Source organism: Curtobacterium sp. VKM Ac-2865 (assembly GCF_015350905.1).
Classification (GTDB): Bacteria; Actinomycetota; Actinomycetes; order Actinomycetales; family Microbacteriaceae; genus Curtobacterium.
The window spans coordinates 1,020,511-1,034,922 of the sequence record NZ_JADKRZ010000001.1; the positions used below are offsets into that span (position 1 = coordinate 1,020,511).

General features: G+C 65.3%; 13 protein-coding genes. 10 read left to right on the forward strand and 3 right to left on the reverse strand.

Translation table 11 applies throughout. From position 1 onward, the window contains the following. Positions 1-84: 84 nt before the first annotated feature. Complete coding sequence (locus ITJ54_RS04860; protein ID WP_194626126.1) at positions 85-651, forward strand: hypothetical protein; 567 nt, start codon at positions 85-87, stop codon at positions 649-651. A gap of 163 nt (positions 652-814) precedes the next feature. Here the strand turns inward: ITJ54_RS04860 and ITJ54_RS18225 are convergent, their stop codons facing one another. Next, positions 815-1,033: a DUF1653 domain-containing protein gene (locus ITJ54_RS18225; RefSeq protein WP_323741595.1), complete on the reverse strand. Its 219-nt coding sequence runs from the start codon at positions 1,031-1,033 to the stop codon at positions 815-817. Positions 1,034-1,055: 22 nt separating this feature from the next. After that, a complete protein-coding gene (locus tag ITJ54_RS04870) occupies positions 1,056-1,562 on the reverse strand; it encodes a GNAT family N-acetyltransferase (RefSeq protein ID WP_194626128.1) in 507 nt (168 codons plus the stop codon). A gap of 413 nt (positions 1,563-1,975) precedes the next feature. On the opposite strand from ITJ54_RS04870, the gene ITJ54_RS04875 reads away from it, so the two are divergent. Beyond that, positions 1,976-3,994 (forward strand): site-specific DNA-methyltransferase, encoded by a 2,019-nt coding sequence (locus ITJ54_RS04875; RefSeq protein WP_194626129.1) that lies wholly within the window; start codon positions 1,976-1,978, stop codon positions 3,992-3,994. Positions 3,995-3,997: 3 nt separating this feature from the next. Further along, the gene (locus ITJ54_RS04880) at positions 3,998-6,568 is read left to right on the forward strand and encodes a DEAD/DEAH box helicase (protein WP_194626130.1); all 2,571 of its coding nucleotides are present in this window, start codon (positions 3,998-4,000) and stop codon (positions 6,566-6,568) included. A 201-nt stretch (positions 6,569-6,769) separates the two neighbouring features. Here ITJ54_RS04880 and ITJ54_RS04885 read toward each other — a convergent pair whose 3' ends face one another. After that, positions 6,770-7,570: a hypothetical protein gene (locus ITJ54_RS04885; protein WP_194626131.1), complete on the reverse strand. Its 801-nt coding sequence runs from the start codon at positions 7,568-7,570 to the stop codon at positions 6,770-6,772. A gap of 253 nt (positions 7,571-7,823) precedes the next feature. Here ITJ54_RS04885 and ITJ54_RS04890 point away from each other — a divergent pair, with 253 nt between their 5' ends. The 7 genes from ITJ54_RS04890 to ITJ54_RS04920 all read left to right on the forward strand — a co-directional run bounded on the left by ITJ54_RS04890 (position 7,824) and on the right by ITJ54_RS04920 (position 14,396). Continuing rightward, complete coding sequence (locus tag ITJ54_RS04890; protein WP_194626132.1) at positions 7,824-9,905, forward strand: nuclease-related domain-containing DEAD/DEAH box helicase; 2,082 nt, start codon at positions 7,824-7,826, stop codon at positions 9,903-9,905. A 90-nt stretch (positions 9,906-9,995) separates the two neighbouring features. After that, the gene (locus ITJ54_RS17810; protein WP_228508229.1) at positions 9,996-10,208 is read left to right on the forward strand and encodes a very short patch repair endonuclease; all 213 of its coding nucleotides are present in this window, start codon (positions 9,996-9,998) and stop codon (positions 10,206-10,208) included. A gap of 674 nt (positions 10,209-10,882) precedes the next feature. Next, positions 10,883-11,371 carry a hypothetical protein gene (locus ITJ54_RS04900; RefSeq protein ID WP_194626133.1) on the forward strand — a complete coding sequence of 163 codons (489 nt, stop codon included), beginning with the start codon at positions 10,883-10,885 and terminating at the stop codon, positions 11,369-11,371. 66 nt (positions 11,372-11,437) lie between these two features. Beyond that, a complete protein-coding gene (locus ITJ54_RS04905; protein ID WP_194626134.1) occupies positions 11,438-11,926 on the forward strand; it encodes a hypothetical protein in 489 nt (162 codons plus the stop codon). 221 nt (positions 11,927-12,147) lie between these two features. Continuing rightward, complete coding sequence (locus ITJ54_RS04910; RefSeq protein ID WP_194626135.1) at positions 12,148-12,609, forward strand: hypothetical protein; 462 nt, start codon at positions 12,148-12,150, stop codon at positions 12,607-12,609. Positions 12,610-12,756: 147 nt separating this feature from the next. Then, positions 12,757-13,593: an ABC transporter ATP-binding protein gene (locus ITJ54_RS04915; protein WP_194626136.1), complete on the forward strand. Its 837-nt coding sequence runs from the start codon at positions 12,757-12,759 to the stop codon at positions 13,591-13,593. Continuing rightward, a complete protein-coding gene (locus ITJ54_RS04920) occupies positions 13,590-14,396 on the forward strand; it encodes an ABC transporter permease (protein ID WP_194626137.1) in 807 nt (268 codons plus the stop codon). The genes ITJ54_RS04915 and ITJ54_RS04920 overlap by 4 nt, the downstream gene beginning before the upstream one ends. Positions 14,397-14,412 lie beyond the last annotated feature (16 nt).

Here is a 14,412-nt window from a genome sequence, read left to right on the forward strand (position 1 = left end):
ACGAGGTGATCCGGGCCTCCCTGCCGGTCTCCCTGGACCGCCGACTGCGCGCCGGAGATCAGCCGCGCCTCCTAGGGTGGAGGCATGGGGGAACTCGACGAGATCGCACGGCGTGCGTGGCGCCGCACCATCCCGATCGCGATCGGTGGCTTCGTCGTCGGAGCAGTCATCGGGGTGTTCCTGCCGGGCAGTGACTCAGCGCTGGGGCGGTTCCTGTCGGTCGTCGGGTTCGGTCTCAGCGTCGGCGGCCTCAGCGGGACGTTCTCGCTCCTCACGGCGAGTTTCCGGCTTACTCCGTCGCTGCAGTGGCCCCTCCGAGGGCTCGGCCGAGCGGACCGGCGGGGTGTTCGGCGCGCGGTGATCTCCGGTCAGCCGATCGAGCCCCGGGACTCCGAGCTGGCGCGCAGGGCGTTCGACTGGGCGCACGGGGCCGCGGTGGCGTTGCCCGTCTCCCTGGGACAGTTCCTGCTGCTGTACGCGGGCATCGCCGGGCCACAGGTGCCGAACGTGATCCGCGATGATGCCTGGAACCCGGAGTTCCCCCGCGTCTTCATCGCTGCCCTCGTGGTGGTGGCGATCGTCTTCAGCGTCGTGCTCGGCCGTCAGATCCGGGGCGCTCGCCGGTACCTGGCCGCGACGAGCGGACAGTAGCGCGCCGTCCTCCGGCGCGTCAACGGTGGCTTTGAAGTTGCAGGAGCCGGTCTAGAGGCCCGACTCACCTCCGCAACGCGAGTTGCGTCGACGAGTTGAGCGGAGCCTCCATGCCGATACCTGCCGCCATCCGAGGAGTCGCGACAGGGCCCAGGCCCCCGTCCTAGCCGTCGAGTCGCACGAACCGCGGTCCCTCGTACCCGTCGCGGGACACCTGCGCCGTGAAGTCCGTGAGCGACCGCACCCAGTGCCCGAACTCGCCGTACAACGCCTGGTAGACGACCACTGGCTCCTCGGTCTCGACATCCCGCGCGACGAGCACCACCTGGTACTCGCCGCCCTTGAAGTGCCGGTACCGCCCAGAGGTCACGTCGCTGCTCACCGTCCCGATGGTACGAGGACGATCAGCCCGTCGCTGGTCGCTCCCACATGCTGACGGTGCTCTCGAGCTTGTCGTAGCGGTACGGCTTGACCTCCCCGGTCGGCGCGTACCCGAGCGCCCGCCAGAAGGGTTCGGCATGGGCGGCGTTGCGCTCCACGATGCCGAGCCGCATCGTCATCGCGCCGGTGTCCTGGCGAACCCGCTCGAGTACGGCATCGTGCAACCGCCGCCCCACGCCCTGCCCCTGACGGGCGCCGTGCACGATGAGCAGCCCGATGTACGCCGTCGGCGGGTCCGGCCAGCCGAACAGCACGTCCGCGAAGGCGATGAGCATGCCGTCCTCCCAGAGCCCGATGCCCCGCTTGCCCGACGGGTCGAAGTCCGGCGGCACGGAGATCAGTGCCGAGAGTGCGTCTGACGGCCCCGGCGCATGCCCGGCGACCCGCTCGGCGTAGGCAGGGAACGACTCGATGAGCGCCTGCAGCGCATCGACGTCGGCCTGCTCGAGGTCACGAACCACGATTGCCACCCGTCCAGTGTCCGCCTGAGTGCCGCAGTCGGCCTTGAGGCGCGACTCGCTTACCTGGCGCACGTCGCGCTGGCGGCGTGATCGCTATCACCCTGCTGGTGCTGCCGCTGGTCGACCTGGCGGCAGAGCTGCACAACGGCGAGAGCACCGGCGGCCTGCTCGCCGAGCACTGGTCCGCCCTGGCGCCTTCGTGGTGACGTTCGGGGTGATCTCGGGCTACTGGCAGGGTGGGGCGTTCGGTGGTGGTGTCATCGGACTGATCGACCAGCTCGGGCACTCTGTCGGGGTGCTCGCGATCGGCGCCTCGGTCCTGCCGCTCCAGCCGCTCCAGCCGCTCCAGCCGCTCCAGCCGCTGTTACATGACCCACCCTCATATACGGCCGGCCTTCTTCGAGAGCCAGTAACCTCAATATGTGGCCTATATCGACGATCTGATCTCTCGCATCCCCGACGTCAAGCTTCGAGGTCAGATCGCTGATGAGGTGTCGAAGATCCTCGAGCGGACCGATTTTGGTCTGGTTTTCCAGCGGCACCTCCCGGAAGATCTCGAGGTTCCGGGAGTGCGACCACGTCGGGGTGACGACGTGCGCGTCCGAACCGATCCCTCGAAGCAGAACCACGTCGTCCTCTCCACACGGGCAGGGGTCGCATCGATCGTTGCCGTCGATGCCGCGAAGCAGGCTGCCGAGGATGCCGAACCGAACTCGCACCTGTTTGAGGACCTTGTGGTCGTCAAAGACTTCGACACTCCTATCTACCCCGGGCTCAAGCTGATCCAAGAAGTCACGCGCGGGGGATCGAAGCCGTTCCACATCGTCATGGAGGGCGAGAACTACCACGCCCTCGAAACACTCCTCTATACCCATGATCGCACCATCGACGCGATCTACCTGGACCCCCCGTATAACACCGGCGCTGACGAATGGATCTACAACGACCGGTACGTGTCCTCCGCGGATTCGTACCGACACTCGAAATGGCTCTCGTTCATCGAGCGCCGCCTCATCCACGCAAAGCGACTGCTCAAGCGAACAGGCGTCATCATCGTCGCGATCGGCGACGATGAGCACCACCGACTACGGATGCTGCTCGACCAGGTCTTCGGGGCCACGAACTTCATTTCGGATGTCGTTTGGAAGGGCGGCCGCAAAAACGACTCCCGCTACATCTCAAACGGAGCGGACTACATGCTCATCTACGCCAATGACGAAAGCGCACTCGCCGAACTCGGCGTGCGTTGGCGTGAGCCGAAGCCGGGCCTGGACGCGGCAATGGCGAGTGCTCGACGGATCTGGGAAAAGTCAGACGGCGATCACGCGGCCGCCACCACCGAATGGCGTCGTTGGCTTCGTGCCTTCAAGCAGTCCGGGGACGCCTCCGATGCCGTCACGCGATTCACCTCACTCGACCACTCCGGTCGACCAATCCGAACCGACGGAAATCTGCGCAGCCCGAATCCCCGACCCAATTTGCAGTACGATCTTCTTCATCCCGTGACCCAGCGACCCGTCAGGATGCATCCCAACGGGTGGCGCTACTCGCGCGAGACGATGACTCAGATGATGGCTCAGGGCCTCATTCATTTCGGCGCCGACGAGACCACCGGCGCAGCTGGAATTGTTTATTTAGACGAGCTCGATCAGCAGGTCGCTGAGTCGGTGTTTGAGCGGGATCGCAATCCCAGCGGCAAGCGCCTTGTCGAGGTCCTCGGCGAACGGCGCTTCCCGTACCCGAAGGATCACGAAGTGCTGATGCGGTGGATTGGGCTCGTCGCTCCCGAGGACGGAGTGATCCTGGACTTCTTCGGCGGGTCAGGGGCAACGACAGAAGCGGTCATGCGGTTGAACGCTCGAGACGGTGGAACCCGGCAGTCGATCCTCGTGACCAACAACGAACTTTCGGCCACCACGGCTTCCGCGCTGCAATCGGCCGGCCACCTGCCGGGAGACGCCGAGTGGGAAGCCGAGGGCGTTTTCACCCGTGTAACGCTGCCACGAATTTCGACCGTTGCCACTGGCGTTCGCCCAGACGGGTCCATTTACTCCGAGGGCTTGGACGAAAATGTGGCGTTCTATCGCCTGACATACGAGGACGAGAACCTCGTTGCGTTGGGACGAAAGTTCGAGGCGATCGCTCCACTCCTTTGGTTAAAAGCTGGCGGCCAAGGGTCTGTCGTTCGGCGGAAAGCCGACGACGCCTGGTCCCTTCCCGATGACGCTTCGTACGGAATCTTGTTCGACACTGCTCAGGCGAAGCTATTTGCCGACGCCGTTGCCCGTCGAACACGCCAGGTTAGCCACATATTCATTGTGACGGACTACGAGAGCGCCTTCCAGAGCGCCGTCGGATATCTCCCCTTGGAGCAGCGGATCACGACGACCAGGCTCTACGCCGACTATCTCCACTCCTTCGAGATCAACGGGCGGAACTGACACATGAAGTTCCAGCTCCTTGACTTCCAGCGAGTCGCTGCCGAGACGCTCATCACCGAGATCAAGAAGGCTCAGTCTCGGTACGACAACGATCCCGACCTTCGCACCGCGATCGTGCTCGAGGCAGCGACCGGTGCCGGGAAGACCGTGATCGCGACGGCTGTTATAGAGCAGCTCATCTTCGGCTCGGACTTTACCGAACCGATCGAGAACACCGTGATCCTCTGGGTGACGAACGACCCAAGCCTGAATGCCCAAACCGCGCGCAAGATGCAGGAGGCATCCGAGCGCATCAATGACATCCGCGTCATCGGGCAGGGCGCGGCGTTCGACGAGGAGTCATTCGAGCCCGGCGTCATCTACTTCCTGAATACGCAGGCGGCTTCGGTGAGCGCCCGGATCGCGAAGAAGTCGGACACGCAGGCGTTCACGATTTGGGAAACGATCGCGAACACCGTGGATCGGATCGGCAGCCGGTTCGTCGTGATCGTCGACGAAGCCCACTACGGCGTCGGATCAAGGGCAGGCGGATCACCAACCGTCATCAATAAGATCGTGAATGGCGACACGCCGATCCCCGTCTTTATAGGTATCTCCGCTACTGCTGAGCGTCTGAACAAGGCTCTCCTCGCTCAACAGAGCCGCTTCCCACGCGCCGTGAAGGTACCAATTGGAGCCGTTCGCGACTCCGGTTTGGTGAAGGACCGGATAGCGCTCGCGCCAGCCGCGCATACCGGAGACGTCATTGCCGATACAACATTCGTACGACTGGCCGTGCAGAAGACCCTCGAGTACGAGCGGCGTTGGGCCGACTACGCACAGAAGCAGCGCGAGAACCCGGTACGCCCGGCGCTCGTGGTGCAGCTGCCCGACCGAAAGACCGACGATCAGGACTTCAAGACACTGATCCGCACCGTCGTCGATGCGATCGTCGAGGAGTGGCCGCGCCTCATCACGGCGAATATCGTGCACACGTTCGCCGAGCACACTCCGATAGATCTCGGCTCAAAGCGAGTGGTGCGCTACATGCCGCCACAGGACATCCAGGATGCGGTCGACGTGCGGGTGGTACTGGCCAAGACCGCCATCACGACGGGATGGGACTGCCCTCGCGCAGAAGTGCTTGTGTCGTTACGCGCATCATCCGACTACACCCCGATTGCCCAGCTGATCGGCCGCATAGTCCGGCAGCCGCTCGCCCGCAGAATCGCCTCCGACGAGACGTTGAACCGCGTGCATGCGTACCTTCCCCGATTCGATCGGAAAACTGTGATGACCGTCGTTGGCCAGTTCTCGGGGGCCGAGGCCGCCGGCGCGACTTCCGAGATTGTCCGACTCCCGCTCGAATACTCGTCGCCAGACGGCATGACCGATGCTCTAGCCGTCCTCGCGCGGCTGCCCTCTTACGTCGTTCCAGCGCAAGCCACGACCCCGCAGGTGCGCCGACTCCACGGTCTCGCGAACCTGCTCGACAACGACGGCATCCGGCCGGGTGCTTTCGCTCAGGCCACGAACTACCTCAACGACCGGCTCGACACCGAAGCCGCGAAGCTCGAAGCGGGCGGGGAGCTCGAAAAGAAGCGCACCGAGGTGTCGAGCGCGTCGATCTTTCAGATCCTCACCTCGATCGATGGTTCCGTCATCGATGGAGAGCAGACCCTCGTCGGCACACGCCTTGATTCGAAGAATGTCGATGATGTGTTCCGCCGAGCGGCTCGCCAGCTCAAAGACGGGACAGCCGAGGCTTACTGGGGTTACCTCGTTGATAAGGACCCGGACGAAGATCCCGTAGAAGCGAAGATCACTGTTGCAGCTCTAGCGTTGACACCGCAGGTCGTCGTCAATATCGATGCGGCTGCAGCGTCGCTCGCCGACGACTGGTTGAAAGCCCACGCGAAGACGATCACGATGCTGCCCGAAGGCGACCGTGAACGGTACGAGCGGCTGAACGCAGAATCTAAGGAACCTGTTCAGCGGCTTTCGATCGCGACTGAGGGCACGATCGAGGATGCCGTTCCAATCACCCGCGACGCTGACCTCGACGACGCCCAACTCTTGCGGAAGATCCACGACCAAGTGGAGAACCGTTGGCCGAAGCACCTCTACCAGGATGCCGAGGGCTTGTACTGGAAGGCGAGCTCGAACACGGATGGACTAGAGCGCGCAGTCCTCGCAAGCGAACTCAGCGACCCGCAGCTCGCTGCCTGGTACCGGAACCCGACGGGCGGAGACCGCGCTGTCTGCATCCCTTACCGCGACTCCGGAACCGGCAAGTGGGCACGGCTTTACCCCGACTTTGTGTTCTTCTTCGAAGTGAAGGGCGAGATTAAGGCTTCGATCGTCGACCCGCACGGCATCCAACTCGAGGACTGGGCTGACAAGCTCCGAGGCTACCTCGATTACGCCGAGCGCCACTCTGACGCCTTCCGCGCAATTTTCCCGCTAACGGAGATCGATGGGAAAGAACTCATTCTCGCCATGCACGACGCAAAGACACGCGTGAAGGTACAAAACTTCCTGAACGCGGGTGAGAGCGTCGAAGCAATTTTTCGGGCGTACGGCATCAATTACTAGGTTGCTTGAGCAGGTGTCGGGGTGTAGCACGTTGGAGATTCCGGATGGGTGGGTCGTCGGTTAACCCAGCGTGGCGGACCCGAAAACGATTCGGGCGAATGCCGAGCGGGATCGCTGTCCGGGACGGCCCACTTTGTTGATGCCGCCGTCGGCTCGCGAAGTCATTGTGGTCCGGCTCAACGTCATTATCCCCTGTGTCGCTCAGTGACCTTCGTCATCGAGCTGCTCAGTCACGTTGCCTGCCTCGGAGTCCACTGCCACCGGCGAAGCCAGCTCGAGACCTGCGAGATGCTTCCGAAGCTTCCTTGCCATCGGAAGGAACGTGGAGAGCGTGAGACCGCCAGACAAGACCGCCCCAGCGACGGGAATGGCCTTCGCCAGACCACTCGCGAAGATCTTCTTCGTCATCTGCACCCCGAGCATAGCCGAGACTCGCTTGACGATCGGGTAGATCAACCCCTTCGTCAGTGCCTTCTGTGGAAGCTGCTTCGCCACCTGTGCAGCGATGAGGGATGCAGTCTTCGTGACACCGCCCTGAGCAATCTGAACGCCGAGCATGACGCCGACGAACAGCGTGAGGATGCTCTCCGTAGCCTCATCCAGAACCTCGTCATCGTCGAAGAGATCTGGCCAGCTGTGGAGGTAGGCCAGCTTCTGTGCAATCCGAAGCATGTGTCCGACGTACTGGGCCATGTCAGCGGGTACCGTACCCACCATCGCCAACCCGCCAGGAATGCCTGCCAGCGCTGACAGGCCGGTCACCTTGGTCGCTTCGTAGGAGATCGAGACATTCGCCGCCTCCTTGATCACGGATGCCGGGATCCCAGCTTCGGCTGGCGTTTCAGCGATGGCGAGTTCAATCTGGTCCGACGAGCATTGACGGCGAAGCGCCGAACGAAGATACGCAGCTCGGTTGATTCGAACCGCTGGCAGCCGAGCCGCAGCGTTCAGGATCTGCGAGAAGGTGGTGTTCCCGGTCTGAAGTTCAGTCGACTGCGTCATGGTCCTGAGCGTAACGACAGAAAGACAGCTGCAGGCGACCAGGTCTGCTTGTCCGACGCATCAGCGGCAAACCGCAATGCGGTGGCGGAACTGATCGGACCCGGCGGATCAAGAGCGTGTATCCGGAGCCAGCGCTCCTGCGCGGATCTGCACGAATGAGCCCCAGAACGGGTACTGCCGGCCGGCCGTGTTGCGTTGCGAAGATGGTCCACGACCGTGTGCTCGAGCGCGCGTTCGCAGAGGGGGCACCACCATGACCATCGCCGGCGACTCAGCACGCGTCGAAGCCCGCCGCCAACGAGGCCGAGCAACGGAACTCCGACGCCAAGCGGACGAAGCCGAAGCCCGCGCCGGCCGCTTCGAGATCGCCCACCGCACCGAGAGTGAGACAGCGAAGGTCCTCGCTCCCCTGGCCGGCATCGGCTACCACCTGCTCGCCGACCGCCGCTGGCCCGGCAGCCGCACCGCCCAGGTCGACATGGTCGTCGTCGGCACCGCGGGCGTGTTCATCATCGACACCAAGGCCTGGCGCGACGTCGCAGTCCACGAGGGCCGCATCACCCGCGGTCAAGAGGACGTCACGGACGACATCGCCAACCTCGCTGACCTGGCGTGGAAGACCGAGGCAGCACTGGCGGAGATCGGCCTCCCGCCGGGCGAGGTCCACGCGGTCGTCGCCCTCGCGGGCCAGAAGAAGGTGCACGCCGAGGTCGCATCGGTCGACATCGTCGGCGTCCACGACCTCATCGCCCACATCACCAAGCGAGGCAAGCGGCTCTCACCCGTCCGGGTCGACGAACTCCTCGCCGCAGTCCTCGCCCACTTCCCGGTCATCGACGGTGAGCAGCCAGCGCCGCAGCAGATCGTCGTCCCGGCCGCAGTCCTCCCCCGCGACCCCGAGCCGTTGATCGACCAGGAGGAGCTCCAGGACCACCTCCTCGACGCCGTCCTCGACGCCCCGATCGAGGACTGGATGGCCTTCCTCGACCCCGCCCAGGCGAAGCTCGTCCGCCGCAACTTCAACGGCCCGGCCCGCATCCGCGGTGCCGCCGGCACCGGCAAGACCGTCGTCGGCCTGCACCGCGCCGTCTACCTGGCGCGCGCGACCGGCGGCCGCGTCCTCTTCACCACCTACATCCGCACCCTCCCGGCGGTCCTGCGGTCACTGCTCGAACGCCTCGCGCCCGACATGGTCGGCCGCGTCGACTTCGTCAACGTGCACGCCTTCGCCAGCCAGCTCCTGAAGGAGCGCGGGATCGCGTTCCGCATTGACGGGCTGGAGGCTCAGCGCGCGTTCGCCGACGCCTGGAACGCGATCGGAGCCTCCAGTCCGTTGCGCGCTCCGCGCTTCACGCGCCGGTACTGGGAGGAGGAGATCGGTCACGTCATCAAGGGGCGCGGGCTGACGCGCTTCGACGAGTACGCCGACCTGGCGCGCGTCGGGCGGAGGCACGCACTGCCGGTCGAGGTCCGGCAGGCGGTGTGGGACCTGTACGAGACCTACTCGACCAATCTGCGCGAGCGGCGCGTGTGCGACTTCGAGGACGTGGTCCTGCTCGCCAGGGACGCCGTCCGCGATCAACCGCTCGACCGGTACGACGCCGTCATTGTGGACGAGGCGCAGGACCTGTCGTGCGCGATGGTCTCGCTGCTGCACGCTCTGGTCGGCGATCGTCCCGACGGCCTCACCCTGATCGGCGACGGCCAGCAGACGATCTACCCGGGTGGGTACACCCTCGGCGAGGTCGGCATCAGCCTGGCGGGGCGCGGAGTCGTCCTCGACGTCAACCACCGCAACACCGCTGAGATCCTCGACTTCGCCAAGCAGATGGTGGCGGGCGACCAGTACGTCGACATCGAGGGCGTCGACGGCGCCGGGGACACGGTCTCCGCGGTCACCCGCTCTGGCCCTGCGCCCGGGGTCCACCGCTTCGCGGACCGCGCGGCGCACGATGCTGCGCTGCTCGCCCGCGTCGACGAGGTCCTCCGCCTGGTGGGGACCGGCCGCGGTGACATCGGCATCCTCACCGCGACGAACCCACAGGCCGACAAGGTGGCGGCAGCGCTCGACGCCGCAGGAGTGCCAACCGTCTCGCTGAAGCACTACGCCGGCAAGAGCTCCGACATGGTGCGGGTCGGAACGATCAAGCGTGCGAAGGGTCTCGAGTTCAAGCAGGTCCTGCTGCCGCACGTGCCGGCGAAGCTGCTCGCCGATGCTCCGGACACCGAATCCGTGGCCGCCCGCGAGCGCCGCGAGCTCGACCGCCGCGAGTTGTACGTCGGGATGACCCGGGCGCGTGACGGGTTGTGGGTGGGTGCGCTCGGGCGCGGGTGAGCGTGTCTGCACACCTCGGCGAGGCGCTGACTCTCCACCGGTCGTCGGCGGCCCATACTGCACGAGCACGCGTCGGGCTAGCGTCACGGGATGCAGCAGTGGGAAGCCGACGACGCCCGGCGGAAGCACATGGCGCGGTTCCGGCGGCGCGACACTGCACCGGAGCTTGCCCTCCGCAGGGTCCTGCACGCACGGGGCCGGCGGTTCTTCGTCGACCGGCGCGTCAGCTCACGCACTCGGACGCGGGCTGACCTCGTCATCCCTCGTGCACGGGTAGCAGTCTTCGTGGACGGCTGCTTCTAGCACTTCTGCGAGGAGCACGCGCATCTGCCGAAGGCCAACGCCGAACTGTGGCGGGCGAAGCTGCTGGCGAACCGGCAGCGAGATGCCCGGCACGACGAGGTGCTCCGCGCTGAGGGGTGGAAGGTCGTCCGCGTGTGGGAGCACGAGGACCCGGTTCAGGCCGCTGACCTAGTGGAGCGTGAGCTCGTGCTCTGGGCTCAGGTCGTTGGAAGTGGACGAGCATCGAGCACGACGACTCGTCCGATGGACCTCACGACGACGCCAGCGTGAGGCCGACTTGCTCCAGACCGCGCCGCAGTCGGGTCCGATGCCGCGTCACTCCTCGTGGTCGTCGAGCGATCCCGCTGCACACGGTGAGGTCACGCGGATCACCACCGTCGTGTTGCTGACCCGGCGCGGCGCTGGCCGCCTGGTCTTTGTCCGCTGTCGCCGAGCACACGATGCCGCCCTTCTCCCTGAAGTCTGTTGTCGACGCGGAGACGGTCAGTCCTTCGGACTCCCAGAACCGCTGGAACGCCGTAGCGATTTGCTTCGCGCCGAGAACACTCTCGCTGGGATCGACAGAGCTCCGCGTACTCCTTCGTTCTGATCGCATGGGTGATGTTTCTCCCTCGCCTGTTAGCGTGACCGAGGGTCGTCGGAGGGGCTGACGACCTGAACCACCAAGGGGGATCATGACAATCGTCAAGACCCTCAGCGTCGCCGCGATCGTGATCCTGCTCAGTGGGTGCGCAATGAACGACCATGCCCCGAAGAACCCTCAAGTCGAGATCAGCCGAGCGAAAGCGCTGACTCAACGGGCGGAACTCGCGGCAGTCCGGCTCCTCCCGAAGTCGGACGTCAAGGACATCAAGCAGCTCTCGAAAGGAACGTTCCTGCGCTGCTCCAACGGATATCAATGGAGCGGGCGCACCCGAGCGGCGTTGAGCGACGGGGTGGACGGTGCCACAGCGCAGATGCAACTCGCCGTCGCAGCAGAGAAGCGCGGCGACGACGTCAGTGAAGACATCGTGCTGACCGGAGACAAGCGCTACTCGATCACGACGGAACAGGGGGTCCTGCTGCTCGTGACGGTGTGGGACGAGGGCCGAGCGATCGAATTGAACTCCGCGTCGCCGTGCTTCGACCTGCCGTCGGACTTCGACAGGCCTCGGACATTCTGAAGTGCGTTGGATCGTGATCGGCCAAGACGGCGTCGTGCAGGTGGTTGTTGCTCAGGAGGGGGCACGATGAAGTCAGCACGTGTGTTGCTCGGGCTGACGTTGGTCATCGGACTCAGTGGATGCGCGATGAAGAGTGACCTGCCAACGAACCCCCACGACCGAATTCTCCTCGTCAAGTCACACGCACAAGACGCCGAGATGAGAGCCGCCGAGCTTGTCCCCGTCGATGACCGCACTGACATCAAGCAAGCCGACAAAGGGACACTCCTGTCGTGCTCCGGCGGCAGACAGTGGTCTGGCAACACCACGATTCAGTTGAAGAACCCGGCGAACGGCGAGCAGGTGGTGGAGCAACTCGGCAAGGTGGCCCACGACCACGGCTTCACGGTCACGCGGAGCACCACACCCGATGGAGCTGCCCGTCTGCGCCTCATCGATGGCCACGGAACGTCGGTGTACGCGTCGACGTGGGTGGATGGGAGATCGATCGAGGTCAATTCGTTCTCCGAGTGTTTCCCGCTCCCAAAGGACTTCCGTCCTGAACGCTCCTACTGAAGACGTGTCTCGCGCACGGCCAGGCGACAGGAGGGTTGCCAGTATGAAGTCTGCAAGACGGACCTGGGTCACGCTCAGCGCGCTCACGCTCCTCATCGCTCTGGCAGGATGCTCGTCTTCGAACCTCACTCATGAACCGAGCGGGCGATTGGCCGCATGAAGGACACGCACGTAAGCAAAGAGATGAGCAGCCAGTGAAACGGAGTGGTCTTCTGGTGGGTATGGCCCTGGTCATCGGACTGGCGGGATGCGCAACGGACACTCATCTCCCGCCTGATCCAGAGGAGCGCATCCTGCTCTTCAAAGCTCAGGCGCAAGAGGCCGAGAGCGCGGTCGCGCGCTTGATCCCCACCGGCGCCCGGGAAGAGGTCAAGCAGATACCCGAAGGGACGGTGCTCGCTTGCTCTGGTGGCCGACAGTGGTCAGGGAACACGAGGATCGCGCTGACGGATCCGAGCGCGGGGCCTTCAGTTCTGCGGGAACTGTCGAGCGACGCTGCCGAGCGTGGTTTCCGGGTCGCTAGCAGCACCACGGCAGACGGCGCACCCCGGATCCGGCTTGTCGACGACAACGGCACCACGCTCCTGGCAACGGTGTGGGTGGACGGGAAGTCCATCGACGTCGACTCGTTCTCGAAGTGCTTCCCCGTACCTGCCGACTTCATCCCCCACGGCTCGTACTAGCCGCGCGCAGGTTCGTTCTGACACTGCTGCGAGGTCCCGGGCGACTTCAGGACGAGCTGAGACCTCGAGCACCATCCTCCGATCGGAGGACCCCACCCCGCCCCCTTCACCGATCCGCCGACCGCATCCCCCGACCAGGCTGGTCTCATGCCCGACTCCCCCGCCATCGAGGTCCACCACCTCGCGAAGCAGTACCCCACCGGCAAACGCGCCGTCGACGACGTCTCCTTCACGATCGAGCGCGGCGAGACCTTCGCGCTCCTCGGCCCCAACGGCGCCGGCAAGTCGACGACCGTCGAGATCCTCGAGGGCCACCGTTCCCGCACGGGCGGCGACGTCCGCGTCCTCGGCCACGACCCGGCCCGCGCGAGCCGCAGTCACAACGCCCGGATCGGCATCGTCCTGCAGTCGAGCGCGGAGTCCCCGAACGTCACGGTCGCCGAGCAGCTCACCCACTTCGCCAAGCTGTACCCGAAGCGCCGCACCACGGACGAGCTCCTGCACGCGACAGGGCTCGAGACGCACCGCAACGTCCGCCTGAGCAAGTTGTCCGGCGGCCAGCGTCGCCGCGTCGACGTCGCGCTCGGGATCATCGGCCGCCCCGAGGTCCTCTTCCTCGACGAGCCGACGACCGGCTTCGACCCCGAGGCCCGTCGGCAGTTCTGGGACCTCCTCCGACAGGTCCAGCACGAGGGCACGACCATCCTCCTGACGACGCACTACCTCGACGAGGCAGCCCACCTGGCCGACCGGGCGGCGGTGATCGTCGACGGCCGGCTGCTGGACATCGCGCCGATCGACGAGCTCGGCGGCTCCGCGGCACGAGAACCACGAGTGCGGTGGCGCAGCGCGGACGGCACCCAGGAAGAACGAAAGACCGACCCAGCTGCCTTCATCCGCAGCAACACCGACCCGATGCACGACCTCGAAGTCATCCGACCGTCCCTCGAGGACGTCTACCTGGAGATGGTGGGACACGCATGAACCCGGCAACCGTGGGCATGGCCCGCATCACGTACGAGATCCGCTCCTACTTCCGCGCGCCCGAGTCCGTCTTCTTCACGTTCCTCTTCCCGATCATCATGCTGGCGCTGTTCTCGGTGGCGTTCAGCAGCGCCGCCGACATCCAGGCCGGTCCGGGCACGAGCGTCGACTACGCCACGTACTACCTTCCCGGTCTGGTGGCGACCGGCATCCTCCTGTCGGGCACCCAGGCCCTCGGCGTCGACATCGCGACCGAACGCAGCGACGGCACCCTGAAGCGACTCGGCGGCACACCCCTCCCCGTCCTGAGCTACTTCGTCGGCAAGATCGGCATGGTCTTGGTGACCACGTTCGTGCAGACGGCGATCCTGCTGGCCGTGGCGAGCCTGGTGTTCGGTGTGGACCTGCCGACCGACGCGAGCCGGTGGGGTGTCTTCGCCGGCGTCCTCCTCCTCGGCATCGCCACCAGCTGTGTCCTCGGCATCGCGATCTCGGCCCTCCCGCGCGAGGGCCGCCGAGCCACCGCCACCATCGTCCCGGTGGTCTTGGTCCTGCAGTTCATCTCCGGCGTCTACCTCCCCTTCACCCAACTTCCCGCCTGGTTGCAGGATGTGGCGTCCGTCTTCCCCCTCCGGTGGATGGCGTCCGGCATGCGGTCGGTCTTCCTTCCGCAGGCGTTCGAGTCCGGTGAGCCGGGAGGCTCGTGGCAGGTCGGCCTGGGCGCCCTGGTCCTGGTCGGATGGCTGGTCCTGGGCACGGTGGCCTGCGTGGTCACCTTCCGGTGGAACCGCAAGGACGCCTGATGCCCCGGCAGGTCCG